The organism is Phycisphaerae bacterium (genome assembly GCA_024102815.1).
Lineage (GTDB): Bacteria > Planctomycetota > Phycisphaerae > UBA1845 > UBA1845 > JAGFJJ01.
This window is the reverse complement of the sequence record JAGFJJ010000069.1, coordinates 215,058-242,041: the sequence shown is the minus strand read 5'-3', so window position 1 is coordinate 242,041 and position 26,984 is coordinate 215,058. Positions and strand designations below refer to the sequence as shown.

At 62.8% G+C, this 26,984-nt stretch carries 23 protein-coding genes; 13 read left to right on the top strand and 10 right to left on the bottom strand.

The window, feature by feature from the left end; all coding sequences use genetic code 11:
• The first annotated feature begins 54 nt into the window (after positions 1 to 54).
• The 8 genes from J5J06_17190 to J5J06_17155 all read left to right on the top strand — a co-directional run bounded on the left by J5J06_17190 (position 55) and on the right by J5J06_17155 (position 6,629).
• Positions 55 to 1,689, top strand: a complete 1,635-nt coding sequence (locus J5J06_17190; GenBank protein ID MCO6438833.1) for a HAMP domain-containing histidine kinase — start codon at positions 55 to 57, stop codon at positions 1,687 to 1,689.
• Between the two features lie 81 nt (positions 1,690 to 1,770).
• Entirely contained in the window at positions 1,771 to 2,451 is a 681-nt protein-coding gene (locus J5J06_17185) for a response regulator transcription factor (protein MCO6438832.1), read from the top strand.
• A 107-nt stretch (positions 2,452 to 2,558) separates the two neighbouring features.
• Positions 2,559 to 3,707 carry a DUF1570 domain-containing protein gene (locus J5J06_17180; protein MCO6438831.1) on the top strand — a complete coding sequence of 383 codons (1,149 nt, stop codon included), beginning with the start codon at positions 2,559 to 2,561 and terminating at the stop codon, positions 3,705 to 3,707.
• A gap of 91 nt (positions 3,708 to 3,798) precedes the next feature.
• The gene (locus tag J5J06_17175) at positions 3,799 to 4,032 is read left to right on the top strand and encodes a hypothetical protein (GenBank protein MCO6438830.1); all 234 of its coding nucleotides are present in this window, start codon (positions 3,799 to 3,801) and stop codon (positions 4,030 to 4,032) included.
• Between the two features lie 349 nt (positions 4,033 to 4,381).
• A complete protein-coding gene (locus J5J06_17170) occupies positions 4,382 to 4,909 on the top strand; it encodes a hypothetical protein (protein MCO6438829.1) in 528 nt (175 codons plus the stop codon).
• Between the two features lie 78 nt (positions 4,910 to 4,987).
• Positions 4,988 to 5,440 carry a hypothetical protein gene (locus tag J5J06_17165; protein ID MCO6438828.1) on the top strand — a complete coding sequence of 151 codons (453 nt, stop codon included), beginning with the start codon at positions 4,988 to 4,990 and terminating at the stop codon, positions 5,438 to 5,440.
• Positions 5,441 to 5,530: 90 nt separating this feature from the next.
• The gene (locus tag J5J06_17160; protein ID MCO6438827.1) at positions 5,531 to 6,190 is read left to right on the top strand and encodes a hypothetical protein; all 660 of its coding nucleotides are present in this window, start codon (positions 5,531 to 5,533) and stop codon (positions 6,188 to 6,190) included.
• A gap of 16 nt (positions 6,191 to 6,206) precedes the next feature.
• Positions 6,207 to 6,629: a hypothetical protein gene (locus J5J06_17155; GenBank protein MCO6438826.1), complete on the top strand. Its 423-nt coding sequence runs from the start codon at positions 6,207 to 6,209 to the stop codon at positions 6,627 to 6,629.
• 1 nt (position 6,630) lies between these two features.
• Here J5J06_17155 and J5J06_17150 read toward each other — a convergent pair whose 3' ends face one another.
• Positions 6,631 to 7,305 carry a hypothetical protein gene (locus J5J06_17150; protein ID MCO6438825.1) on the bottom strand — a complete coding sequence of 225 codons (675 nt, stop codon included), beginning with the start codon at positions 7,303 to 7,305 and terminating at the stop codon, positions 6,631 to 6,633.
• Positions 7,306 to 7,734: 429 nt separating this feature from the next.
• Here J5J06_17150 and J5J06_17145 point away from each other — a divergent pair, with 429 nt between their 5' ends.
• Positions 7,735 to 8,922: an AAA family ATPase gene (locus tag J5J06_17145; GenBank protein ID MCO6438824.1), complete on the top strand. Its 1,188-nt coding sequence runs from the start codon at positions 7,735 to 7,737 to the stop codon at positions 8,920 to 8,922.
• A 138-nt stretch (positions 8,923 to 9,060) separates the two neighbouring features.
• On the opposite strand, the gene J5J06_17140 is transcribed toward J5J06_17145, so the two are convergent.
• Positions 9,061 to 10,044, bottom strand: a complete 984-nt coding sequence (locus J5J06_17140; protein MCO6438823.1) for a polyprenyl synthetase family protein — start codon at positions 10,042 to 10,044, stop codon at positions 9,061 to 9,063.
• 324 nt (positions 10,045 to 10,368) lie between these two features.
• Between J5J06_17140 and J5J06_17135 the strand changes: the two genes are divergently transcribed.
• From J5J06_17135 to J5J06_17125, 3 genes are all read left to right on the top strand, one after another.
• Positions 10,369 to 10,806 carry a hypothetical protein gene (locus tag J5J06_17135; protein MCO6438822.1) on the top strand — a complete coding sequence of 146 codons (438 nt, stop codon included), beginning with the start codon at positions 10,369 to 10,371 and terminating at the stop codon, positions 10,804 to 10,806.
• Positions 10,807 to 10,825: 19 nt separating this feature from the next.
• On the top strand, positions 10,826 to 11,455 hold the full coding sequence (locus J5J06_17130) for a cyclase family protein (GenBank protein ID MCO6438821.1): 630 nt from the start codon (positions 10,826 to 10,828) through the stop codon (positions 11,453 to 11,455).
• Between the two features lie 224 nt (positions 11,456 to 11,679).
• A complete protein-coding gene (locus J5J06_17125; protein ID MCO6438820.1) occupies positions 11,680 to 12,585 on the top strand; it encodes an ADP-ribosylglycohydrolase family protein in 906 nt (301 codons plus the stop codon).
• A gap of 151 nt (positions 12,586 to 12,736) precedes the next feature.
• On the opposite strand, the gene J5J06_17120 is transcribed toward J5J06_17125, so the two are convergent.
• From J5J06_17120 to pilM, 7 genes are all read right to left on the bottom strand, one after another.
• Positions 12,737 to 13,453, bottom strand: a complete 717-nt coding sequence (locus J5J06_17120; protein ID MCO6438819.1) for a glycosyltransferase family 2 protein — start codon at positions 13,451 to 13,453, stop codon at positions 12,737 to 12,739.
• 76 nt (positions 13,454 to 13,529) lie between these two features.
• Entirely contained in the window at positions 13,530 to 14,585 is a 1,056-nt protein-coding gene (locus tag J5J06_17115) for a KpsF/GutQ family sugar-phosphate isomerase (GenBank protein ID MCO6438818.1), read from the bottom strand.
• A gap of 23 nt (positions 14,586 to 14,608) precedes the next feature.
• A complete protein-coding gene (locus tag J5J06_17110; protein ID MCO6438817.1) occupies positions 14,609 to 15,562 on the bottom strand; it encodes a hypothetical protein in 954 nt (317 codons plus the stop codon).
• A 71-nt stretch (positions 15,563 to 15,633) separates the two neighbouring features.
• Entirely contained in the window at positions 15,634 to 18,714 is a 3,081-nt protein-coding gene (locus J5J06_17105; protein MCO6438816.1) for a hypothetical protein, read from the bottom strand.
• Positions 18,715 to 18,969: 255 nt separating this feature from the next.
• Positions 18,970 to 20,865, bottom strand: a complete 1,896-nt coding sequence (locus tag J5J06_17100; GenBank protein MCO6438815.1) for a hypothetical protein — start codon at positions 20,863 to 20,865, stop codon at positions 18,970 to 18,972.
• A gap of 80 nt (positions 20,866 to 20,945) precedes the next feature.
• The gene (locus J5J06_17095) at positions 20,946 to 22,226 is read right to left on the bottom strand and encodes a hypothetical protein (protein ID MCO6438814.1); all 1,281 of its coding nucleotides are present in this window, start codon (positions 22,224 to 22,226) and stop codon (positions 20,946 to 20,948) included.
• Between the two features lie 56 nt (positions 22,227 to 22,282).
• The gene (gene pilM / locus J5J06_17090) at positions 22,283 to 24,298 is read right to left on the bottom strand and encodes a type IV pilus assembly protein PilM (protein ID MCO6438813.1); all 2,016 of its coding nucleotides are present in this window, start codon (positions 24,296 to 24,298) and stop codon (positions 22,283 to 22,285) included.
• A 119-nt stretch (positions 24,299 to 24,417) separates the two neighbouring features.
• Here pilM and J5J06_17085 point away from each other — a divergent pair, with 119 nt between their 5' ends.
• The gene (locus J5J06_17085; protein ID MCO6438812.1) at positions 24,418 to 26,022 is read left to right on the top strand and encodes a MiaB/RimO family radical SAM methylthiotransferase; all 1,605 of its coding nucleotides are present in this window, start codon (positions 24,418 to 24,420) and stop codon (positions 26,020 to 26,022) included.
• A 16-nt stretch (positions 26,023 to 26,038) separates the two neighbouring features.
• Here J5J06_17085 and J5J06_17080 read toward each other — a convergent pair whose 3' ends face one another.
• Positions 26,039 to 26,737: a zinc metallopeptidase gene (locus J5J06_17080; protein MCO6438811.1), complete on the bottom strand. Its 699-nt coding sequence runs from the start codon at positions 26,735 to 26,737 to the stop codon at positions 26,039 to 26,041.
• Positions 26,738 to 26,984 lie beyond the last annotated feature (247 nt).

Sequence of the window (26,984 nt, the reverse complement as noted above, 5' to 3'; positions counted from 1 at the left end):
CCTGACCGCAACACGCTTGTCGACTCCGACAATTCGGCGAGCAACGGGAGTGACATGCCAAGACCAGCCAGACAACCTCGGCGCCCGCTGATCGGACGCACCGGCGCCTGGCTTGTCGTCTTCGCCATTTCCCTGATCGCACTCGGCGTCGTCCTGGCCATCCAGCAGTCGGAACGCTTGAGCAGCCTTCTGACGCTCCAGGCGAGAAATATCGCCATCGAAATCGCCAACAAGTCTCGTGCCGAGGTCACCATGGATCTCGAGACGCTATTCGAGGCGGCCCATTCCGAATCTGCGGGCATGGGTGACGGCTCGGCACCGGGCGCTGCCGTCAGGCCCCCGTGGGTCAAGGCGCTCTATGAATGGAACCGCGGGAAGTTGCTGCTGCGCCTGGGCAGAACCGATCCGCCCCGCGAATTGGAGGCGGTGGTATCGGAACGGTTGATCGCCCTGCAACTCCTTGCCGATGTTGAGACGCCGGTTCGCACGCAACTCGTGACCGACGCTCAGTCCGGAGCCGCTTACCTGATTGCCATCGAGACCGCGCGGCGCCCTGCCGAGGCCCCCGGTACGCTGGTCGCCTGGCTCGACGATCATCGCCTTGTCCGCGAGATCGTCGAGCCACTGCTCGTCTACGGGCTCGAACTTGTTCCCGCGAACCAGCCCAACCTGGCCCCCTGGGTCCAGCCGATTTCTCTCGGCGGCGTGCGCGAGGGTACGGCCTTGTGGGAGCTTCGACCGACTGTCGAGTACCTTGCGGAACAAACCGCCGCCGTCCGTTGGAACACGTGGTTCCATCTCACCTTGACAGGCGTGGCGTTGATCACGCTGTTGATCGCCATGGTCATCCTTCTGCGCGTGACCCGCCGGGAGATCGCCCTCGCGGAAATGAAGGCCAACTTCGTAGCGGATGTCTCCCACGAACTCAAAACGCCTCTGGCGGTGCTCCGCTTGTATGGCGAAACGCTCCAGAGCGGCCGGGTCAAGGACGAAGCCAAGCGACAGGAGTATTACGCGATCATCACCCGGGAGAGCGCCCGCCTTACCAACATGATCAACAACATCCTCGACTTCGCCCGCATCGAAGCCGGCCGAGGCGAGTATCGGTTCAAGCCCACCGACGTCGGACAGGTTGTCGAGGAGACTTTCGAAGCTTACCGCCCCGAACTGGATCGGGCGGGGTTTCAACACCAGCTTCGCATCGAACCGGCGCTGCCTTTCGTCAACGCCGATCGCGACGCCATCGTTCAGATTCTGTTCAACCTGCTCAGCAATGCCACGAAATACTCGGACGAAGAGAAATTCGTCGAGGTGGACGTAAAGCGGGACACGCGCCGCGGCAAGCATGGCATCGCCATCGCCGTGAGCGACCGCGGAATCGGCATCAGCCCTGAAGACCGCCTTCGTTTGTTTGAGGGATTCTATCGCTCCCCGGACGATCGCGTCCGCCGCCGGAGCGGCGCCGGTCTCGGACTGGCCCTGGTTAAACACATCGTCGATGCCCATCACGGCTCGATCGACGTCGAAGGCCGTCTGGTGCGCGGAACGACTTTCCGGATCTTCTTGCCCGCGTCGGAGGTCTCGGCCGGTGCCGAGCCCACGGCATCGAGTAGCGGCTCTCCCATTTCGGCCCCGGCTGAAGGAAGCGGAAGTGGAGTGCTCCAGCCCGCAGACAACACCGCAGGCTGATGGTAGAATGTGCGGCGGCGCGAGCCGAACAGGTTCGGCTTGGCCGATGTGCGATCGTGACGGCATACGGAGGTTGCACTTATGGCTCGAATTCTGGTGGCCGAAGACGAAGAAGCAGTCGCAGCGGGACTACGCGACAACCTCGAATTCGAAGGGTACGAGGTGGTGCTGGCCAAGGATGGCGAGGCCGCGCTGAAGGCCGCAACGCGCGAGAATCCCGACCTGATCCTGCTCGACATCATGATGCCCGTCATGGACGGGCTCGAAGTATGCCGGCGGATTCGCGAGGCGGGATTCGTCGTACCGGTGCTCATGCTCACCGCCAGGAGCCAGGAAATCGACGTGGTTCGCGGCTTGGAAGTTGGCGCCGACGACTACGTCACCAAGCCTTTCAGCATCCGCGAACTGCTCGCCCGCATCAAAGCCGCCTTGCGGCGGACCGACGCCGGAAAAGGCCTCTCGCGGATCATGCGCATCGGCGACGCCACCGTCGATCTGGTCAAGGGACGCATCGAGCGCGGCGGCGCCGTTTACAATCTCGGCCATTTCGAATTGCAGATCCTGAAGATCCTCATCGAGCATGCCGAGGAGCCCGTCGACCGAAACATGCTCCTGGACGTCATCTGGGGCCTTGAAGGGTTCCCCGCCACCCGGACCGTCGATAACCATATTGTCAGCCTGCGGCGGAAGATCGAACCGGATCCCAAGCACCCCCGCTACATCGTTACCGTGCACAGCATCGGTTATAAGTTCGTACCCTAAGCAAGCGAATTGACCGGCGGCCGCACCCGCCCTCGTTTCCTCGAAGCGTCTCCGCCATGTGTCGGACCACCGGCAGCGAAAAGCGATGTTGGCAGCATTCCCGCCGCATGCGTATTGCGCTGTCTGTCTTGTTGCTGGTGCTCCCGGTTACGGCTTCGCTCGTGCTCGCGCGGTCCGGGCCAAAGTGGCGCGAGTACCCCACACGCTACTACATCGTCCATTCCGATCTTGACGAGGAAACGGTCCGCGAGGCGTGCCTTCGCGTCACCGCGATGGCCGATGAGTATCAGGATCGCACCAGCGGCTTCACCGGACGCATCACCACACGCCTGCCGTTCTTCCTTTTCGCTCGATTCGAAGATTACCGCGCGGCCGGAACCATCCCTGGGAGCTATGGCATGTACGACGCCCGGGCCAAGCGACTGCTGGCGACGCTCGAGCCCCCTGTGGGCGAGCGATCCTGGATCGTGGTTCAACACGAGGGCTTCCACCAATTCGTTGCCTCTGTGATCGGGGGCGACATCCCCGTATGGGTGAATGAGGGTCTCGCCGAGTACTTTGGAGCAGCGATATTCACCGGCGACGGGATGATCTCGGGCTTGGTTCCACCGGATCGGCTGGCGCGCATCCAGAGCGGACTACGGAACAACGAATTCATTCCCTTCCCGAAGATGATGACGATTGATGGCAAGACGTGGAACGCCGAGATCAAGAGGGCAAACTACGATCAAGCCTGGTCCATGGTCCACTTCCTCGCCCATGCGGAGGATGGGCGATTCCGTCCGTTTTTCGACGGGTTCCTTCGCGACGTCAGCCGGAAAGGTTTGGCCTGGGACATCGCCTGGCGGCGGAACTTCGGAGTCGGCGTGGAGGACTTCGAGGCACGCTGGAAGGCGTATTGGCTTGCCCAGCCGGAGAACCCCACCGGAGCCGAGTATGACCGCGCCGCCGTTGCCAAGTTCACCTCACTCCTCGCGCGGGCGACGGCGTCCGGCCAGCACTTTGCGGGATTCGACGCATTCGTCGATGCCGTCCGCAAGGGGGACATCCGCATGCCCCGAAACCAATGGCTGCCGTCAAGCCTGGGTGCCGGCGCTCTCGAGCAAATCGCATCGCTTTCCTGCAAGCTCGACTCTCCCCGGGCGCGTCCGCCACGCCTGGTATGCACCTCGGCGTCCGGGGCCGAGTGGACTGGTTCGTTCTCGTTAAAGGGAAAAGCCGTTGCGGAGGTGCAAGTCCGCCAGGGCAAGCGTTGAAGTGCTACTTGAACAGACCGGTTGTGGGTCAAGCCCCCAAACTGCCGATAAACCCGGAGAATCTGAAATCCACGGTTACGGGAAACGCATCATGAACTGCCGGCCCATAAAACGACACAAGCGACTGCTGGTCTGGGGCACTTCACTCACGCTCCTGGGCGGATGCCTGCCCGACAACTACTTCGCCCTGACCACACGGAACGTTGCCGTCGCCATCACCGACGGACTGATTTCGCTTGCCCTGAGCCCCCTCTTTGATTCCTTCGATCCCGGCTCCAACGGCGGCAGCGATAACGCCAACGATAACTCCAGCGACGGAAACTAATGCGCGGCGCCTAGCCTCCGCCAGAATGCAAATCTGCCCGTTCTGTTCGGTAACCAGCGAGTCGGGGCGCGTCCGATAGAATCAAGACCCCCGCCGAGCGGAACGTCCTGAATCAGCGTTCCCCCAATGAATCGTACACTTTCCGCGCCGGCATCGCTGGGGCCCCGTGCTCCCCGCGAATGATCCATTCCCGGCACCAGTCGGCGGAGGTTCCGCTGCCATGCCCATTGCTCATCGTTCCGCCTCAGCGACGGAAGCGCGCGCCCATCGCCGCCGCCGGCGGCTCATTCGGCCATCCTTCCAACTCCGATTCGCTGTGCCTGTCGCCGCCGGAGTTTTCCTCTTCTCGATGACCCTGGGTTTCCTCCTCAACGCGCTGATGCTCCAGGAAGCAAGGCACCAGCTTATCGCCCCGCAGGATGGAGCATCGATTGTCTGGCTGCTCGGCTTGATCTTCAGCGCCGCGTTCGGTGCGGTGGCGGGACTGGGCTTTCTCGTGTGGGTGGTTCTGGCCACGCGGCGCATCTGCGGCCCGCTGTCCCTCCTGGAACGCCAGATGAACGAGCTCGCGGACGGCCGAGTACCCCGGCTTCGCGGCCTGCGCCGACGAGATGAATTCCGCGAGCTGCATGCCGCCTTCGCCCGCGTCGTTCGAGCCCATCGCGTCACCCGGGAAGCCGAACTCAAACTGCTCGAAAAATCCGTGGACGTGGCTCGGGAGGCCATTGATGCCGACGGGGCCACGCAAGCTGACGCGCTTCGCAGACTTCGCCACCACCTGGCAACGCTCCGCCAGACGCTCAGTGACAACTTCAAACTTGAACCCTTCGCCGTCGAGCTCGCCCGCCAGCCACTTGCGAAACTGGAACGCACGTGACGATTCCGCAGCGGCTGCGTAAGCTGTGAACAGCCCTTATTTTCTTACGCCCATGTCGGACCCGCCTCGGAGCAGCGTATGGAACAGACGAACCCCGCAGCAAGCGCCGAGCATCGCCTGTTGGACCGAGCCCGACGCTGGATCATGCTCATCCTGATCTGGCTCATCGCCGTGTATGTCTACGACGTGGTCACGCAATCTCAGGAAGTTGCCATTGGTTTGATCGCTGCGGCCGCCACCATTGCGGTCAACCTGTACGCGCGCAAGAAAGCCGTCGACCAGGTCACGCCGAACTTCGCTTTCAATTTCTGGATGTATGTTCCGGCCGTCCTGTTTCTCGTGATTCCCATCGTCTTTCACATCGCCGTGTTCATTGCCCGTCAGGACCAGCGGTCCATCTGGCAGGATCTGGCTCAGGTCATGCCTTTCCTATTTAAGCTGGGACTTCCTGCCGCCGCGTTGCTTTGGACGTATTATCTCTTGGGCCGGTGCCGTGCCCGAATGAACGCACAAGCGGATAACACCTCCTGAGATTTCGCCGTCCCGCTGGAATACACCGGTCCCCGCTCGACCGGCGTTCATCCCCTCTTGCCCCCGGGCGATTCCGACGATAATGCAACCATGTCGTCCGACGACGCAGGCCATTCCCCTTCATCTTTGCCGAAGCGGACGCCCGAGGATGCATTCCTCATCGCCGCAGCCGCCGCGGGTGATCGCGCCGCCTTCTCAGAATTGATGCGCCGTTTCGACCGGCTCGTCCGCTACACGATCTTTCGAACAAGCGGCGATTTCGCTCGGCGCGATCCGCAGTGGCTCGACTCCGTGGCCTCGCTGACGTGGGCCGGCTTCGCTCGCTCGATCCGCCGCCCCGACCGCCCCGAGATCTCCAGCCTGGCCACCTATTTGATCCAGATCGCGCGAAACCAAACGCTCACCGAAAAGAGCCGCGCCGCAAAAGCGGCCGCCCCAGGGATGGAGACGTCGCCACCCGAACGGTCGCACGATCAAGACGATTCCGATCCGGCCGCGATTCTGGGGCGCTTCGAGCTGCTTGCTCAGCTTCGGGAATGTCTGTCCGAACTGGACGAGCCTGAGCGGAAAATGGTGTCCCAGATCGAGGCGCTTCTCGGCCGCCGCTGGGGCGAAGCCGCTCGAAAGCTGGGCGTCGCCGAATCGACGTTGCGCTCCCGCTGGCCGGGGTTTCTGCGCCTCATTCGCGAGCGCATGCAGCAGAAAACCGGGGTGGATTTCGCGCCGGACCAAGATCAGGCGGACTCCTGAAATGGAGTTGCAGAATATGAGCGGGAATCAATCAAAACTTCGAATCGAGTCGCTTCTGGCGGAGGCAGACTTCGCGGAGCGCGCCGGCGTGTTTCGAACCACGCCCGAGCAATCGGCTCTGGATGCGCTGACGCGCCGGATCGAGGCGCCTCGCGGAATTCGGCTCTATCGCTGGATTTCTGGCGCCGCAGCGATTGCCGCGCTCCTGGGCGCCGCGGCCGTACTTCGATTTGCCCCGTGGAATTCCACCCCTCGAATCGAGGAGCCTTCGCCGGCCAAGCCGGTGCTTCTCGCTGCATATCGCGGGTTCGATCGCTGTATCGAAGGCCCGTCCGGCGTTGCTTCCGGCGATTGCGCCCGGTTCGACGTCGACCGTGATCAGCGCGTCAGCCTTGCCGACTTTGCCGGAATTCAACGCTCGGCCGCCGGCACTCACTAACTCAGATTGGTGCAGGCAGACGTTCTCGAAGGCCCAACACGGTGCCGCTGGTCAACACCATCATGGCCATCGCCAGCATGCCCCATTCCGAAACCGTAGGCACGTCTCCGCTGCTGAACGTCGCCGTCTTATTGGTCAGGTAGACGAAATCCCCGGTATTCGACCCATTGTCGTCGATGGCGTTGCCCGCAACCCAGAAAGTGACCGGCCCCACATCCATGCCAGGGGACTGCCACTGGAGCACGTAGTCCACCGCGTTTCCATTGGCCGCCCAGTTGGCTACCGAGTTGTCCACGCCCGTCGACGTGTGGTTAACGAAGACCTGGGCACCGGAATTGAAACGCGTGTTCGTCGTGTCGCTGAGAAGGAGCGTTCCCACATGGTTACCGACCGGATCTTCCACGCTGATCTGGAATCCGCCCCCGACCTGAACCGGGTCAGCTACGCGAACGATCAGGTTGTAGACCGTGTTTGGACTGTAAAGGGTCGGCGCTCCGCTGAGGGATACCGAGCCCGAACCCACGTTACTGCCGTGGCAAACCATGCATGTGGCTCCGCCGCTGGCCGGGCTTCCGGTCCGCCCTGACGGAGGATTGGATCGAAACGCCCAGGCGTTTGTGGCGAAAGCCGCGCAAGCCAGAGGCACGAGCAGCGTGGCGAGACGCTCAACCTTCATGCTTCTCCCCCCTTCACGAGTTCCGATAACGCATCACGGCCCCGGCATCGGGCACGGCCTGTCAAACGCACTCCCCTGCCTCCGTAAACCAAGGCCATGCGGAAGATGCAGTGTACCAAGGAAAAGAGACGACCTCAAAGAACTGCCCGCTCAAACAGACGGAGGCGGCCCCCCTTGCCAACGAGGCGATCCATGCGCCGCGGCCCTTCAGCCCTGCATCTCGGATTGGGCCTGATTCGCAGCCGGGCCGTAGTACGCGTCGGAATCCCTCCCACCACGAGATCATCGGTTCGCGGCTGCAGGTTCACGGTTTTCAGCCCAAACCCACGCGGCGGATTCACCGATATACCGGTAACTCGACGACACGGCTCTGCCGGCGGGAGGGCTCTCCGCGCGGACCGGCGGGCGTCGATGATCTCGGGAATGGGCATGAGTTCCACGATCCAAGCGATCATCTTTAATGCGAGCGAGGAGGCCGCCGCTGACCTCCGCGAGCACATCTATGCCCTGAACTTTGTCAGGGTCAACGGCGAAGTTTCGGATGCCTCCGGGCTCGCCGAATTGCTTGCGAACTCGTCGCCGAATCTGGCCTTCTTCTTTCTTGGACCTGATCCAGCGGAGGTCATCGCCCTGATCGACGAGGTTTCCGCCCGATACCCCGGGCTGGCGATGATCGCCATCGGTCGCAACACGAACCCGGAGTCCATTCTCGCCCCGATTCGTGCCGGATGCGATCAGTTCGTCTGCTGGCCGATTGATCCGAACGACCTTGCCACAGCCGTCAGCCGCGTGGCAAGCAAACGCCTGCTGACGCGATCCACCAGCCAGTGCATCTGTATCACGGCCGCAAGCGGCGGCGTTGGCGTCACGTCACTGGCCAGCAATTTGGCTCTCGAAATCGGCCAGTTGACCGCGAAGCCCTGTGCCCTCGTGGATCTGGATTTCCAGTTCGGCGATCTGGCGTTGCTGTTCGATTGCGACCCCAAGTACACGTTTTACCATCTGGCCGACTCGGGGGCTCACTTCGATCGCACCGTTCTGGAAAGCGTCGTCAGCAAGTTCCCTGGGACCAACGTCGTGCTGCTGCCGAGGCCCGAGAAAATTGAGCAGACCGAAGGCATTACCGCCGACGTCGTTCACCGTGCCATCGAACTGCTCACGAGCACCTACGAATTCGCCGTCGTCGATGTGCCGCGACGGCTTGATGCCTGCACGAACGCCGCGCTCGGGCAGGCGGACAAAATTCTCATTGTCTGCCAGTTGATTGTCCCAAGCCTGAGAAACGCCGTCCGCTACCACGACGCGCTTATGCGACTGGGCATTCCTGAAGACCGTCTGGAGGTCATCGTAAACCGTTCGGACGCCACAGGCGGGCGCGTCACCACGAAGGACATTGAAGAGGCCATCAAGAAGCCCGTCTTCGGTGTCGTGCCCAACGACTACCACTACGTCGCCCGCTCTCTTGATTTCGGCCGACCCTTCTCCACTGCGGAACGCAACAGCTCCGTTCGCACCGCCATCGCCAAGATCGCCAGGTCTCTGGTGGGGGATGCCGCCAGGGCGGATACATCTGCCGAGAACCGGCGAGGATTCCTCAGCCGACTTCTTTCGAAATAAGGGAAACCCGCCGAGTCCATCGTGCCGAGCCAAGTTGGAATCCGGATGACCTCAGTCCGGCTCCGAAGTGTCCGAGCTTCTGCAGCTTCGGTCAGGAGCGGCCGCCGGAAGCTCCGGACTGTTCGCCCCCATTCCCGATCAGAAGCTCCGGTCAACGATGAAGTCAGCCATGGCAGCGAGCGACGCCTTCGCATCGCTGTCCGGCAGGTCACTCAGGCAGGTTCGTGCTCGGGACACGTAGCCGCGGGCCGCGTCCAGCGCATGGTTCAGGCTTCCTGATTCGGACAGCAGCGATCGCAGGGCGAGCGAATCGTCCGAGCGGTCCGTCAGGAGCAAGTCCTTCACCTTCCGAGCAACGCTTTCGGACGTGTGATGGAGGGCATGGATGACCGGCAGAGTAACCTTCCCCAGGGCCGCGTCCCGCCCCAGCGTCTTCCCCACGACGGCCTCGCTACCGGTCACATCGAGCACATCGTCAACGATCTGGAAGGCCACACCCGCGCTCAGTCCGAATTCGCGCATGCGCTGAATCACGTCTTGATCCGCCCCTGCGAATCGGGCTCCAAGCTCGCAAGACACGGCCGTAAGTGCGCCTGTCTTTCGCTTCAGAATCTCGAAGTACGTTGCCTCGGTGACGTCCAGCGTTCCCGCGTGGTGATTCTGCAGCAGCTCGCCTTCGCAGACTTCATTGGTGGCCGCGCCAATGCGCCGGGAGGCGTACTGGTCGTCCAGGCTGCTGCACAGGTGAAAAGCGTGGCTGATCAAGAAATCGCCCAACAGCACGGCCGCGACGTTTCCCGCAATCCGCCCCACCGTCGGCTGGCGACGCCGCTCCGTCGCCTCATCGAGCACGTCGTCGTGGACCAGCGTGGCCATGTGGACCATTTCGACCACGGCCGCGAGCGCAGGATGCGCGGGGCGAAGCCGGCCGGCTGCCTTACCCGACAGAAGAAGCAACGCCGGTCGGAGCATCTTTCCCCGGTACGACCGAACCGTATCGCACAAGGCACCGAGAAACGGAAGATCAGACTCGATTTCCGCGTCAAAAATCGTGACGCACTCGGCAAGTTCGTCGCCGATCGGGGCATATAGTTCGGTCAGCGTTGTAGATAACTGGATCATGGATAACGGAGTCTTCTTCGGGTGTACCGGGTCCGCCGCGCGTGGAGGCGTTCCGAAAACAGCATTCTAAACGCGCCGCAGCTACTCTCCAGCAGCTTTCGAAAGTTTTGAAAGTAGCGAAAAGCGGAGGCTCTTATCGTTCCGCAATCACCCGACCGGCCCGCCAGGTTTCCTCCAATGCGCGAGCGGATTCCCCCCTGCCGTTGGCGTCGAATGCAGGCGGCCCTTTCCGCCTCGGGACCCGCTCCCCGACTTTCCCGCTCGATAAATTAAGATTTCGCGAATTCCGATACCGTCCTTATGAGCGTCTGCGAATTGCCCTCGATGACCGCCATTGCCCCCGTGGGGGCCCGCCGGGGTTGGTGGGAGAGCGCCCTGGAATGGGTCGTGGACGCTCGCTCCCGCAGGGTCATATCGTTGGTTATCGGAATCTGGATCTTGAACGCGTTCGATCTGGCGTTCACCGTCCTGTCCCATGAGCAGGGCATGCTCCACGAGTCGAACCCCGTGGCGAGCTTCATCCTGAGCCTGGGGACACCGTCGATCGTGTGCTACAAGATCGGCCTGGTCCTCCTCGGGAGCTATCCGCTGCTGCGATTTCGGTCCGCACGGATAGCCGAGATGGCGGCCATGACCGTGCTCATCGTCTATGCGATGCTGGCCGTCCGCTGGTCCTCGTGCTACGAGCTTTACACGCTGTCGTTCTATCACACGCCCAACCTGGCCAGCGCCGGACCCCCTATTGCCCCGGCCATTCCCTGACCCATAATGCGCGGCGATCATGTCGCGCCTCATCGACATCAGTCCGCCGTTGGATCCCGCTCTGGCTGTCTGGCCGGGCGATACCCCCCTATCGCGCCAAGTGCTGCTGGACATGGCCCGCGGCGACAACCTGACACTTTCCTCCCTTACCGCGACGGTTCATTTGGGAGCACACGCAGACGCCCCAAGCCACTACGGGAAGGATGCGGCGACGATCGAGCAGCGGGCGCTGGAGCTCTATCTTGGGCCATGCGAAGTCGTGCGTGTTGCCGCCCAGCGGGGCCGGAGGTTGGGACTCGATGCCCTGCCGCCCCGGATCACCACGGAGCGCGTTCTGTTTGCCACGGGAACGTTTCCGGACCCGCGGAACTGGAACAAGGACTTCGCGGCGTTCGAGCCGGCGCTGATCGATGCCCTGGCTTCGCGCGGCGTCCGGCTGGTGGGCATCGATACGCCGAGCGTGGACCTGTTCGATTCGAAGGACCTGCCGTCGCATCAGGCGTTGCTGCGGAATGACATGGCCGTGCTTGAGGGACTTGTTCTCACCAACGTTCCGGCCGGTGTGTACGAGCTGATCTCCCTGCCGCTCAAGCTGGTGGGTTTCGATGCGAGTCCCGTGCGGGCGGTGCTACGGAAGACGGAATGCTGAATTCGGAATGCGGAATCCCGAGCGCAGAGCATGGCGCCACGACCAACTCGGCGTGCTTGCTCTGGAAGAACAGGAAAGCCGCGAAGCGCTTTCGGGGGAGCCAAATTCCACATTGAGTTTGAGGAAGCATTCCGGGAAGCGAAGCTGCCGGAACGGCCGGACTACGAGCGAGCGAACGACTTTCTGATTCGCGCTCGCCGAACGGCACTTAACGACGAGGCATGATGAATCCAGCAAGCTGCAGCAACACTGACTCTCTGGATCGTGCCTGGCTTTCGCTGGAGGGCCTGTCGCTTGGCGATGCTTTCGGCGAGTGCTTCTTCGATCCGTCCATGCGCGAGTCCCTTGAGAGCCGGGAGTTGCCCGACGGACCGTGGTTCTACACCGACGACACGATGATGGCCTGGAGCGTTGTGGATGTGCTGGCCGAACATGGGACGGTTAATCAGGATCGGCTCGCGCAGCTCTTCGCCGACAGGTTTCGCAAGCAGCCGAATCGTGGGTATGGTGCAGCAACTATTGGACTGTTGGAGCGCGTGGCCACCGGATTCGGCTGGCGAAGTGAAGCCGCCCGCCTCTTTGATGGCGACGGATCGATGGGGAATGGCGGGGCAATGCGCGCTGCGCCAGTCGGTGCCTACTTTGCCGATGACCTCGACCGCGTTGTCTCTGAGGCAAAGGCCTCCGCTGCGGTCACACATGCCCATCCCGAGGGCCAAGCTGGTGCCATCGCAATTGCTGTGGCGGCTGCCATGGCATGGCGCACGCGCGATGACTCAAACCAGGCGAGCGGTGTCCTACTCAGAAAAGCCTACGACTTGACTCCCGATGGTCTGACCCGCGACGGTATCGGGCGGGCTATGGAAGTTGGCCCGACAGCTACGTCGCAAGATGTTGCCGTCGCTCTGGGGAGTGGCCAGAGGCTTCTCGCATCCGACACGGTTCCTTACGCGATCTGGTGCGCCGGCCGTCATCTCACCGATTTCGAGGAGGCATTATGGAACACCGCAGCAGGCCTGGGCGACGTTGACACCACTTGCGCCGTGGTCGGTGGGATTGTGGCATTGGCCGTTGGCGGTGAAGAGCTACCAAGGGAATGGTTGCGCCGTCGCGAGCCGCTGGAAAAGTGAGGCCAGATGCTTGTACCGCAGCCATCGGACCGGCGGCTGAAACCGCCGGCAACGATCGTGTGCCCTTCGGGCGAAGACGGCGACAGCGATGGCGTGCGAATGCGGACAATGTCTTTTGCTGTTCCGCAGGAATCGAACCGTACGGTTCAGCTCAATCAAAAAACCGAAACCGAATGATCGCCCAGAGGGCGGGAAAGCCGTCGAGCCAACTGATTTTCTTGCCCTCGTCGCGGGCCCGGCCGGCGTAGCTGATGCCCACTTCGTAGACCCGCCAATGCCGGCCCTGGCGACTGCGGCGGGAGACCTTGGCGGTGAACTCCGGCTCGAAGTCGAAACGGTTGCAGCGGAGTTTCAGGCCGTCGAGCACCTCGCGGCGGAAGACCTTGTAGCAGGTCTCCATGTCCGTCAGGTTGAGGTTGGTGAACATGTTTGAGGCGAGGGTGATCATGCGGTTGCCGATCATGTGCCAGAAGCGATCGACGCGGTGGGCGGCGCCGCCGCGAAACCGCGAGCCGTATACCACGTCGGCGCGGTCCTCGATAATGGGCTTGAGCAGGTAGCCGTAGTCTTCCGGGTTGTACTCCAGGTCGGCGTCCTGAATGAGAATGATGTCGCCGGTGGCGAGCTGGAATCCCTCGCGAAGCGCCGCCCCCTTCCCCCGGTTGACCGATTGAAGTTTGACGACGAGGTCCTGATCCGGCCAGCGGGCCTTGATCCGCGGGTAGAGGTCCCGCGTGCCGTCATTGGAGGCGTCGTCGACAATGACGATCTGCTTGGGCATGCCCACGTCGACGGCGATGACGCGGGCGAGCAGCAGCTCGAGCGTGTCGGCTTCGTTGAAGACAGGGATGACGACGGTGAGCTTCATGCGGAGAAGGCAACAGGCAACGGGCAACAGCCAACAGTGAAGAAGCGTCGAAGATGACCGGACTCGCGGCGGAACATCAGGACGGATCAAACTCCGAGAAGCCGCGGGCGAGCAGGTCCTGGATGTCGATAAGGCCGAGGAGCCGGCCGTCGTCATCAACCACGGGAAGCTCGTCGATGGCGTGGCGGCGCATCAGTGCCAGACCCTCCACAACGCGAGCGTCGGCCGAAAGACGCTTGGGATTTCGCGTCATTTTCTCGGAAACGGGGCGATCAGCGGCGTAATCGCGTTCCTTGAAGAGCCGGAAAAAATCGCCGTGCGTGATGATGCCCAGGAGAAGCCGCCGGTCATCGACAACGCAGGCCGCACCGGCGCGATGCGGCGCGCGGAGGATCGTCTCATGACACTCGGCGAGGGTCGTCTCCGCGCCTACCGTCGGGCAATCCTGACCGGTACGCATGATCTCGCCCGCCTTCATCAGGAATCGCCCAAGCGCCCCGCCGGGGTGGTAGCTGGCGTATTGCTCCGGCTGAACGGCTTTCACCTCCATGACCGTCAGCGCGAGCGCATCGCCCATTGCCAGCATGGCCGCAGTCGAGGAACTGGGCGCCAGGCGGAGCGGACAGGCCTCTTCCGTCCGGCCAATGTCGAGCACGAAGTCCGCCAACTTCGCGGCGGCGGAATCGGGCCGCGCGGTGAGAAGGATCACACGACATCCCAGGGCACGAAGCCGGGGCAGAAGCTCGACCAGTTCGGAGCTACCGCTCTTGGACAGGGCAAGGATCACGTCGTCGCCGTGGACCATGCCCAGGTCGCCGTGGAGGGCTTCGACAGGATGCAGACTGAAACTGAGCGTGCCAGTGCTGGCAAGCGTGGCCTGGATCTTGTTGCCGACGAGACCGGCCTTGCCCATGCCCGTGACGCAGACACGCCCTCGACAATCAAGAATCGCGCGAACGGCGCCCGCAAAAGAAGCATCCAGCCTCCGGGCGGCGTCCTGAATCGCGGCGGATTCGGCGGTCAGGATGCGCCGACCTGCGGACAGCAGCGCGGCGTCCGTCGAACGCGCCTGGGGCGCCGCGACGGAGCTTCCTGCCGGGGTTCTCGACAAAGTGGGTGTGTCGGGGTTCATTCAGCCTCGATCACTTCGGTTCGTCAATTACCGTCTCGATATCGGACACGGATCCACTCGCGGCGGATTCCGCGATCGACAAGTCCGTCGACAACGCGCTTTACATCCGAAGATAACTCGCCGTCGGCCTTTGACCGCATTGCCGAAGGCGCCACCATCGTGATGCGGACATTCTCGCCACGTTCGACGCTCTGCACAATGCCGCGGGCGATGTCGTCAAGTGAAGCTGGCTTTCCGCCCGCAGACAGCCCGCCTCCGGGATCAAGCTCGATCTCCACTTCCGCCCGCCGGTCGCGGGATTCGATGGAAATGACGCAATTGGTCCCGATCGGAGGAATAGCGTCGGTGTTGGTACTGAGCCAGAGGGCCTCGTTGTCCGAGGTGTGCGACGAAGCAGGACTGATGAGGGCCATGTCGAAATCGACAACGCAAATGACGGTGCCTTCAAGATCGGCGAGAAACCTCCCCTCGGGCGATGACCGCGACCCGGCGAAGACCCAGTCGATGTCGTCGAGCGGCTTATCCGTGTTCTTGTCGAGAAGCCATCGGGCGGCCGGTACAGGGTCCCGGTGGCCGGAGGCATCGCACTGAATCATGATCCGCAGCGATTCCCCGGTGGCCGGAATCGCGCGCTGCTTCTCCATGTCGTAGCGCGGCGGAGAGCCGGGCTCCAGGCCCATGAGTCCCATGGCGTGATAAATATCGCGTGGACGAGCGGGAACCACCAGGATGCTTTCGTGTTCGCGGGTCATGGGGCTGCACGCGAGCAGCTCCAATGGGCCCTCCCGCAGAACGACGCGCGAATCGACCTCAACCGCTCGCCGCTTCCAGTCGATTCGTATGCCCTCGACAAACTCCTTGGCTGCGTCTTTGGCGGATTCGCTGCCGGATGGAAGGGCCTGCGGAGCAGCCTTCGGCTGCCCGGCATCGGCCGCGACGTGCGGAACGGAGAGAATTGCGCCGGCGCTGAGGACCACCGCCGCGAATCTCAGCCGCCTGCGCGCTATGCGTGTGATCTGTAGGACGAGCGATCGGTCAGACGCCGCCATCATTCACGCTTTGCGAAACCGGGGTAGGCCAATTCCTCCTGCTCCGACTGGATCAGGATTTTCGGCTTGATGAGGATGAGCAGAACCTGCTCGTCTTTCACCATCGTCCGCGAGGAATAGAGCCGCTTGAGGAGCGGTATGCGCGAGAGAATGGGAACGCCCGCTTCGACTTCGGTCTCGCTCGCCAGCTTTTGCCCGCCGATGAGCAAGGTCCCGCCATCCGGCACGGAGACCAGGGTCTGAACGCGCTGCGCGGACAGCGTGGGCAACTGGACAAAGGCCTGGTTGGCGCCCGTACCACCGCTGAAGTTGAACGTCTGGAGGTCGAGCAACCGGGTCACGCCGGGCGAGAGAAGCATCATCACGTAACGGCGGTCCGCGGTGACAGTCGCGCGGACAAAGAGGCTGGCACCGGCGTCAATCGTTCCCGTGATGGGAGCCTGAGCAACAGCACCTTGGGCGACGACCGGCTGAAGCTGACTGATGAAATTCTGCTGAATGGTCACCGCGATCCAGGCGGACGCCCCATTGAAGACGACGAGGCGCGGCGCCGTGAGAACCGTGGTGCGCGAATCAGCCTGGGTGGCGCGAATCAGGAAATCCACCTGGATATTGTCCAGGAAGCTGCCGAACACGTTGAGCGCCGGCGGGATGGACTGGCCGCCGAAGCTGCCCGGAACGTCGGACGGAAGATTGGCGGGGTTGGTGAACCCGAGAACGCTGTTGTTGACCGGGACAGGGGTGAGCTGCCGACCGGCGCCGCCGTTGGCCTGGGGCACCAGGAACGGGCGGCTATATGGCTGGGCCGGAGCGTTACCCGGCGTAGTCAACGGGAGGCCGGTATTGGGCGGTTGAGAGCCGAACCCCAGACGCGAGAACGAACGCGGAAGCAGCAGATTGCTTCCCAGCACCGGATCGGTGAGGGGACCCGTGCCGCTGTCGACGAAGTCGTACCCGGCGTTGCCCGCATTCAGAACCACGTCGAGGTCGATACCGATTTCCTCGAGGTAATGGCTCGATACCGTAATGAAGAGTGCCTCGACCGAAATCTGGATGGCGCGCTCGGCGCGAAGCTGCTCCAGAAGACCCACGATCCTGCCGTGCGCCGCGGCGTTCTGCGTGACGACAAGCTGGCCGTTGAATTGATCGATCCGGCCGACGTCGCCGCCGTTCCTGTGCCAACTGTCCTGATCGACGTTGTTGCGAATGATATCCGAGAGCTGCTCCAGGAGTTCCTTCCGCCGTGGATCCTCTTCGGCTTCGTCATCGTCGTCGTCGCCAACGCGCCACGGCATCGACGAAGATTCGATGGCGGGCTTCGCCGTGGTGGTCGCATGGCGCAGGTCGGGCACCGGAGCGTCGGTGAAGTTAGGTAGCTCCATCAGGAGGTCGGTCACGTCGTAGACGACCGTATAGGTCGACCGGCGAAGCTTGTCCCTCGTGGCCACGTTGATGACGCCGTCCTGGACGGCGAAATCCAGCGGCACTCCCGCACCAGCCTGGTCGAGAACCTCCGTCAGCACTTTGCGCAGGGAGATTTCCTGCGGCAACGTGAGATCGACGGTTACGGAACGCTCGACTCCCGCTGTCGACAGATCGTGCCAGTCCACCACGATGTTGAGACCGTGGGTATCCGCCAGGCGCTCCACCACCTGGTTGAACGGGACTTTGGGGAAGTCGACGGATGTTGGTCGGTCCAGCGCACTGATGAGCTGACGATCCACCCGCGTCTGGCCGGGAAGGATGCGCTCCGGCCGCGAGATAATCTCCAACCAGTTGTCCGGATAGTTGATTTCCTCGTGCCAGGGAATCTTGGCTTCTTCGACCTCGAGCAGAGACTTCCGCTGCTGCCGGTAGAATTCCTCTTTTGTGTCGCGTTCTTTGCGGTAAAGGCGTTGGTCCTCAAGGATGTCCATGAGCATCCGCGCGGGGCGGTAGGATGGGTCGATGACCACCACCTGCTGGAGCGTGTTCAAGGCCGCCTCAAGGTCGCCGTCCTTGCGATGCTGCTCGGCCTCTTCCATGAGGGCGTCGACCTGTCGCTCGCGATTAGCCTCATAATCCTTCAGCCGCTTGCTGCGCTGCTGGAGGATCTCCTCCCGCGTTTGGGCCACCTGCTCTTCCAGGTATTTCCGCTGGGATTCAGAGACGTAGTTCGAAAGCGACTTGAGCTCCGCATCGAGATTTTCGTACTTTCTGTAAGGCTCGGCAAACTGACGCGCGGCGTCGAGCACCTGGCGGGCACGAACGAGCGCCTGCTGAGCTTCGTCATATCGATTCTTGGAGACGAGATCGCGGATGTCGCGTTCCAGTTGCCGGTAGTTGGCAACGGCACGTTGCCAGTTGATTTCGTCCAGGCGGCGAATGCGCTCGGCGAGCGATTCGGCGCGATCGGCCGCGATATTCTCCCTGTGGGCACGGACGAGCTCCAAGCCCTGGACGGCCTCCGGTAAACCGGGAACAAGTTCCAGCGCCGACTGGAAGCGTTGGACCGCTTCGTCGTACTGGGCGCTCTGAATCAGGTCCTGGCCTTCACGTGTCAACTGGCGTGCTTGCGCGACCTCGTCGGACGAGGGGCGATCCGGGCGGGTACCACGGCGCTCGTCGGTATCGGCAGGCGCCTCGCCGGCGGCCTCGATCAGGTCCTGTCGCGCGGCGGCACGCCCTTCCCCACCATCCAGTCCGGCCAGATGTGTCCTGGCCGCTTCGCGGAGGGCAGGAGCCGCGTACTCGTTTTCTATGACGCGATTGAGCAACTCGCGAGCCCGCGCCGGGTCGTTGTCATCAATCGCAGTCTCGGCGTCTTCCAGATCGCGGAGAGCCTTTTCGTACATCGTCAGCGCCACCTGCACGCGTTGCAGGTAGTCGCCGCGACGAGTCTGTTCGTCACTGGACAGCGCTTCGGGATCGATCGCCACCAGCAGCTCTTGCGCGGCGAGATAGTCGCCCTCGTCGAAGAGCTTGACGGCCTCCCGCAGCCGTTGCGAATCGTCCTCGGCAAGAGCCGGTCGGGGGGAGGCTAACAACACCAGCGCGACCAGGGGCAGCGCGGCTGCTCGGAACACCTGAAGGCTTCGCAAGGGAACTCCTCCTCGTGGAAACGCGGGCGTTTCACCTTCGGCAGGGCCCGCAACACGCTCCTCCACCGCTCGTCGGAAGGCCGCGCCACAGGCAGGTCATTGCAGGAGAGCCCTCCGCCGGGAAGGCCGGTCTCCTCCGCCGCATCGCAAGCGCCTCAGCGATGCTGAACGGGGCGCGATTCTAGGGTTACGCTCCGCTTGTCGCAAGCGCCGGTTTTCCGGATTGCCGGAATTCCAGCCCGCCACATACGGCCCTTACGGCCCCGCCCCGCGAGGAGGCTGCCAGACCATGTCGGTGTACCGCTTCTTCTCGGGGTGGATCTTGTCCACGGCAACGAAACGGATGTCGAGCCTGCCGCGCTCATCGACGAGGACGGCCGCATCGGTCTTTCCGCCCGCCGGGTACGTCGCCCCCTCGCGCGATGCGCCGCGGGAGCGTTCGCGGAACGGCACGTCGAACTCGAGGTCGATGAGCGCCACATGCGCATCGAACTGAACCAGGGCGTTGTCGACCCCGGCACCACCGAAGCGATCGGGAATCGCAGCGCGCGTCGTCCGGGCCAGCGGTCGTCCGACCTCGAATCGCTCTCTCGTCTTGACCCAGTAGCCCTCGAACCACTGAAAGAGCTCCGCGGTGACTTCCTTGCGCCTCGCATCAGCGCCGGTTACGAAGAACTCGTGGATCGGCGGAACCGCGACAGGCGAAGACGGTTCCGTCCAGGGACCCGGAACGAAAATAACGGTGGCCATATCCGGGTTGTCGAACTTGTTGGGTTCTCCCACGAGCCGATTCAGCAGGTTGACGCGCACCCGATACTCATAAGTTGCTTCGGGCTCGACGCTTCCTTCCGCGGAATCGATCACCCAGAACTGGACGCGCGGCAGATGCTCACGGGGCTTCTCGCCGGGTTCGCCCGGTTGCTGTCCGGGACCGGGACCGCCCGGCCCTCCCCGTTGCCTCTGCCGCCGAAGGTCGCGCTGCTTCTGCTCGGCGCGTTGCATGAGATCCTGGGCGCGGTTCTTCTCGGAGCGGGTGGCCGAGGCGTCGTTGTGGGCAATATCGAAGAGTGTGTTGTAAATGCGAATGCATTCTTCTTCCGTATCCGCCTTGTTCAACCGGTTCTCCAGGTCCTGGAGTCGCTGTGAAAGTGTCTCCACCTGAGGGGCTTCCGATTCCTTTTCTTCCGCCGGTGCGGCGACTTCCTCCTCCTGCCCGAAATCGTAGCGATCGACGGGGCGCGGCGAGGGTTGCACGGGGCTGAGATACTCGTCGTCCTGCTGGACCAGTTCGCGCCGGGGGATCAATTCCGCGAAGCGCCATACGTCGCCGGAGATGATTCCGTACAGAATCGGGCGGAGCAAGTCGAGCTGCGTCCGCGGATCGGTCAGCTTCTCGCGGAATTGGGTATAACGTGTCAGATCATCCACGGGGACAACGATCTGCCGCCCGTCTTCTTCAAGCGTCAACTTGGGAACATCCCGGATTCGTTCGATCCCGGGAGCGGGCTCCGGAGGAATGGTCTGCCAGTCGTCGTCGGACCAGCTTCCATCCGGGCGCTGGGCGCGACGTTGCATTTCGATGGGGCCGAAGAACACATCCCGGCGCGTGTTGCCGTAAGCCTGGGCCTGGAGGTCCTCCTGCTTGCGGCGATCAAAGACGGTGGTGCAGGTCACCCAATTCCGCGCGAACGTGTACACACCGCCATCGCGATCTTCGCGCAGCCAGCTCCTGCCTTGCACGCAAGTCGGCGCAGGGGGCTTAAGCACATCGACAAGCTTGGCGCCGCCGATGATCACCTCAGGGGGATCGATGATCGGAATTTCCGGACCGAGCGGAGCGGCCAGCGTCAGAGGATCGTCCAGGCCGAGCTTCGGAAACGGGTTGAGCATCTGCTCGAACTCGACTTCCAGCGGCTGAGGAATCTGCGACTGAGGCGTGGCCTGGCGAAGTCGTTCGCGCACCTCGTTGGCCTTGGTCGCGAGCACGTCGTCGACCTGCCCGGGGGAAACGGGCTTGCCGTTTCCGAGGTCCATCTGATTGGGCGAAGCGATCAGGTAACGGACCACACAACCCAGAAGCACGAGGGCGGCGAGGCCGATGACTGCTTTCTCCAGATGTCGTTCCAGGGGACCAACAATCTGTTTGGCCATGGTACGTTAACTCCCAATCAGGTGATCATCCGCTGCCGAACGCCCTACATCGAACACCGCAATCGAACCAGCCCGCCCGACTATGGTTCTTCCTCCGGGGGCGCCGGGCACGAAATCCCGTAATTGTCGCAAACGATCGGCGGCATGAGCGGGCGGAAGACGTCGCCCAGCATCACCACATCGAAATCCATGACGACACTGACAACCGGACCGGAACCGTAGATCTTGCCCATCATGTTGCGATTCACCGGCTCGGCGACATAAGAAACACGAAGCAGTGTGTAGAAGCTGTTGGCACAGAGCTTTTCAACAAAGCGGCTGATTTCCCGCTGGTCCATCACCAGCTTGAGGGTGAACTGCTTCACCTCGTAAAGGGGGCTGTTCGCGTTGTGCGTGAAGACGTTGGCGGAGGTGGCGGGCGGCAGGGCCGGATCGCGCCCACCCGGCGCCGCACCGATGATCGAGGACTCCTCTTCCGGTTCGATGTATCCGGTAAAGACCCGGATCGAAATGATGTCCTTGACGGCCATCGTTCCCACCCAGCGGGGCGTCTCGTTCGCCTTGAGCTCATCGGCCACTTCGTTGTTGGTGGCTTCGATGGCCTGGATGACATCCTTTTGAACCCAGTAGGCGATCTGGGCATGCCAGCAATCTTCCGGAAATGGTGCATCGACGGTGCCCGTTTCGGTCATCGTGCCGTAGAAGTCGAGACTGGGAACGGGCTTGTATTCCCGCGTGGCCGGCGCGTCGATGGGCGTGGCATAGAGATAGATCCGCTGGGCGGCCGCCATATTCGCCCGGGCGGCGGCGTCGAGCCTGGCTCCGGCGTACGTCAGGATGCCGGCCGGCGTCTTTTCCGGCCCGGTGACTGGCCGAGGCGGTCGCGCCGCCCCCTCCCCCTCTTTCCCGAACTGCTCGCGGTAGAGCTCATCCTCAATCCGATCCTTCATGAGGTCGATGGCAGCCTGGTCGGCCGGTTGCCCCCAGCGGAGCTTCTCCGTATCGAGCAGGGCACGCATGGCCTTGTTGTATTCACGGCGGAACTTGCGCCGCTGCTCATCCGTCCCGGTCGGAAAGACGCCTTCGACCAGCGGCTCCCAGCCATACAGCGTATTGGCCTTGGCGAGTACGGCGTCGTAGTCGGCACGGGCCGCGGCGATGCGTTCCTCTTCGGCGCGGATCACGCGGTCGTTCACAGCCGACCCGCTCAACTGGTTGAGGCTGCTGTAGAGGCTGCGCGCCTTGTCCATCTCCTTGGGCACCCGACCCATGGCCTGGACTCCGGTCACAAGCAAGGCGATGCCCAGCAGTGCCAGGCCGATAGAGGCGATGTAAAAAGCATGTCGCTTGAGGAAGTCCATTCAATATGCTCCCGTGCGGTCCCCGGAGAAATCGCCGTTCGGCTGGGCCGCGACGATCAACCGCCCTCGGTGCCCTCACTTCCCGGTTCCCCTTCCGGAGATTCCGCCACCTCGAGGAACTCTTCGGGAATATCCGAAAGGACCACGTCCGCATTGATGCTGAATTCCCAATCGTCCGTCCAAAGCTCGTTCGTAACCGGATCGTACTTCAAGGTCTCATCCACCCCGCGGGAGCCCGGACGACCGAAGGGGCTGGCAGGCGCCTCCAGCTCCGCCTCGAGCTTGCGTCCGTCGACCAGGTTGATGCGGTCGAAATAGAAGCCTTGCCCGGGCTTCCGGCCGTTCTCGCGTAACGGTTTGATGAAATTCTCATTGATAAACGCGGCACCGCCGGCATTGGGCGTTCGGCAGGTGATACGCAACCACATGCCCGGCTTGATCTCCTCTTGCGGAAGGAGCGGCGGCGGTGCCTCGACAAGATTGGGCCAGATCAGCAGGTGGATGTCCGACGTATACTGGATATCCATCGACTGAATCCGCACGATGCGCCGCTGGGACCGAGGCGGCCCCCCTTCCTTGATCTTCTCCGCGAGCTCCGGACCGGTATCCGCCGATGCCAGTACCGGGTCCGGCTGGGGAAGGGACTGGTGTACGACTTCCATGATGCGCGGAATAAGAACCTTGTTTTCCTGAAGCTGGACCAGGGTCTCCGTGGTGCTGCGCTCGCTGACGCCCTGTCCGCGCAGGTCGCTGAGTTCCTTGCGGAGGATGTCTCCGGCCTGGTTGACTTCGGCGGCCTTGGCGCGATCCCCAAGACTCGGCGGCGGGCCGTTGTTGATGACGTTGACGGCGTCGTCGACGCCCGCCACGCGAACTTGCTCGGCCTCCCGCGCCCCCGATGCCAGCGCCCGCATATCCGAAGTCTGGCGGAACCAGACGATCCCGCCGGCCAGAACCAGACAAGCCGCCGCTGCCGCGAAGGTGGGCTTTTTCTTGCGCCACACAATCTGCTTGGCGATCTCGACGGGCAAAAGATTGCTGGTCACGCGGGCTTGGTCGATTCCCTGCAACGCGAGGCCGATAGCCGCGGCAAACGCCGGCTGAAACTCCATCGCCGGAATCGGAGCGGGCACGCTCAGTTTCGCGAAGCTCTTGGGAACTTCGGTCTCGATCCCCAGGTTCTGCGTGATGTACTTGTTCAATCCCGAGAGCTGGAACCCGGCGCCCAGACCGATCACGCGGTCAATCTCGGCGTCGCGGTGCGTCGATGAATAGAAGCCGATGGAACGCTGGAGTTCCTGCACAAGGTCGGAGAATACGGGCCGCATGGCCTGGAAGATCTGACGCCGATACTTGCTGGTGTCCGCGGAGCGCTTCAAGGCCTCGGCTTTGCCGAAGGAAAGCTTGAACGCCTTGACCAGGGCTTCGGTGAAACGGTTGCCGCCGATGGCGATGGTTCGCGTCCACAGCCCATTGCGCGTGGCGATCACCAGGTCGGTATTCTCGGCGCCGACGTCGAGGAGAATGGTCGTCTGCTCCGAGATCAGCTCCGAATAGAACCCGGTGTTGTACACGGCCAGGGGCGTGGTCTGAACGGCGACGGGCTCGATGGCGGCCTGCTCAAAGTAAAGCAGATGCTCCCGAAGCAGCTCGCGCTTCATGGCAAAGATGCCGACTTCGATGTCAGGCAGACCCTCGGCCTGGAAGGTCTGATAGTCCCAGATGACCTCGTCCATATCGAATGGAATCTGTTGGTCCGCCTCGTAACGGACGATGTCCGGGATTCGCTTCGGTGCGACCGGCGGCAACTTCGTGAATCGGGCGAGGGTGTTTTGTCCGGCAACGCTGACGACCACCCGATCCTTGGAGATGTCATTGCGCGAAAGGAACTTCTCCAGAGCGCTGCTGATCAGCTCCGTTCGATCGGCGTCAGGCTGCGTCAGGATCTGGGCGTGTTCGATCAGGTCGGCCGCGACGACCTCGACGGCGCCGTCGGTCCCGAGTCGCAGCTTGACGGCCTTGAGGGCGGCGCGTCCCAGATCAATGCCCCATGCGGTTTGGGGAGTAGCCATGCTCGAGAACTCCAGTGTTCCGCCGTGCGCTCTGTCCGGCGGGTTGCGGGCCAGCATTCGTCGCCCGACGACCGCCAAGCGACTTTCCCCATCCGAGTCCGTCGGATAGGCTGGGCATCATGGGCTGGAAGTATCGGGTGAGCACACTCGGCTGTAAAGTTAATCAGTACGAGTCGCAACAGGTTCGCGAGATCCTCGAGTCGCTCGGGGGCAAGCCCGCTCTCCAAGGCGAGCAGGCTTCCATCGCCGTCGTGAACACCTGTGCAGTCACCACGAACGCGCTGCGCCGCAGCGGGCAGGAGGTTCGACGCCTCCTGGGTGGACCGGCCGAGCAAATCGTCGTCTTTGGCTGCGGCGCCTCGGCCGACGCGGATCGCTTTCGCCGTATCGACGGCGTCGACGCCGTCTGGGGGCACGGAACCGATCTTCGGAAGAGCCTTTGCCTGCTGTTGGAAGCGCGTCCGCCGGTAAGCTCCGGCACGCCGTCTTCGGAGAACAATCACGTCGCGCATGACGCCGGGGATAACATACCTGGGCAGGCAATTGGAACGAGGACCACATCAGGCTTGGCGACGCCCGGTCCGGCGACCCACGACCGACGATTGCGGCAAGCTCCGCCGATACATCCACTTCCGATTATTCCGCTCGAAGATGAGGGTGTCAAGGCGGGCACCCCGATCGGATTGATCCGCCGTTTCGATCGGCACCAGCGCGCCTTCCTCAAAATCCAGGACGGCTGCGACGCGCATTGCACCTACTGCATCATTCCCCGGTTGCGCCCGGACTTGCGCTCCAAGTCAGTTCATGATGCCGTAGCCGAGGCGCGGCAACTGGTCGCCGCGGGTCATCGCGAAATCGTCCTGACCGGCATTTTCCTCGGCGCCTACGGGCGGGAGACGGCCCTGCGGCGCCGCATTCACCGCCATGACGCACCCCTGGCCGAACTCGTCGATGCCCTCGCTCAGGTCGAAGGACTTGCGCGGCTGCGGCTTTCGAGCTTGGAGCCCGGCGACGTCGGCCACGCCCTCCTCGACGTTCTCCGCCGTCACGAGAATTGCGTCCCCCACCTGCATCTGCCGCTGCAATCCGGCAGCGAAGACGTGCTTCGGCGAATGAACCGCCAGTATGACCGGGAAAACTTCCACGAGATGGTCGAGCGGGTTCGGACAAAGCTCCAACGGCCTGCAATCTCCACGGACGTGATCGTGGGATTCCCTGGAGAAAGCGAAGGCGACTTTGCAAAGACGCTCGAAACCGCGCGATTTGCCGGGTTCATCAAGATCCACGCCTTTCCCTTCAGCCCACGCGCAGGAACCGCGGCCGCGCGCTGGCAGCGACAGTTTATTCGGTCCGATGTCGTGCGGGAGCGGATGAATCGGTTGGCGGAGCTGGAACGCGAGCTGTCGCTGACGTTCCGGCAACAGGCGGTGGGATCCGTGGAGCGCGTGATTGTTGAATCGACGGCGGGCGATGGCGACGAAGGACCGCCGGGGCACTCCTCAGTCCGTCCCGCGCCTGTGAATTCCGAGGTGCTGGCCCAAGGCCGGACCGATCGCTACTTCCGCGTCCACTTCCCGTCCGGAAGGGCAATTCCCGGCAACCTGGTTCGCGTACGGATCCAACGCGCGACACCGACGCGAACGCATGGAACGGTTGTGACTTCCAGGCCCGACCGCCCCCCGGACATCGAACGCGCAACCCACCTGAGCATCCACGTCGGATAACGCGCTCGCCTCGCGATCAGTTCCGGCGGCCGAAGACCAGCATGGCGAAGTAGATCATCTGCGCCAGCGCCGTGATCGTGGCGGCCACGTAGGTCATGGCGGCCGCGTTGAGTACCTTGCCAACCACCACATCCTCTTCACGCGTGATCATGTTGTTATCGAGCAGGATCGCGCGGGCGCGGCTGGACGCGTTGAACTCCACCGGCAGGTTCACGATCTGAAAGAGCACGACCGCTCCGAATAGGATCAGGCCCGCCAAGGCCACGGGCATGCCCAGCCCGATCTGCATGTACGACAAGATCAGCCCGCCAATGATCAGCAGGAACGACAATTGGCTGCCCGTAGAGGCGAGCGGCACGATCAGGTTGCGCATCGTCAGCGGAGCGTAACCGCTGGCGTGTTGAATGGCATGTCCGACTTCGTGCGCAGCCACGCCGAGCGCCGCCAGCGACCGCCCGTGATACACATCCGGGCTCAGTCGCAGCACCTTATGCTTTGGATCGTAATGGTCGCCGAGTTGCGTCCGGATGGGCTCCACGGCGACATCGCTGATCCCGTAGTAGTTCAGGATCCGCTGGGCGGTCTCGGCCCCGCTTAAACCGCTCCGCGCCGCGCGACGCTTCCCCTTGGCAAATGCGGAACTCACCGCCGCTTGGGCCCACATGGCCAACAGGATGGCCGGGCCGACGATGATGAAATACATCGGGTCGAACATGATGAACGCAAGCGGATGCATGGCCTGCCTAGCTCCTTCCGTGGTCGCCGCTGTCGGGGCAGTCTCCGCGCCGCTGTCCTGATTGCGGGCGAGCTGCTTTTTCCTCCGCGGCGGCTGACTTCGTCACCGCGGCCGACAGCGCTCGATGCACCAGGGTTCTAGGATCGACTACGATGGGCGCCCAGTAGAAGATCGGATACAAAATTGTAATAACCCCGGACCCGGCGGCATCGGGTACGCAAATTGT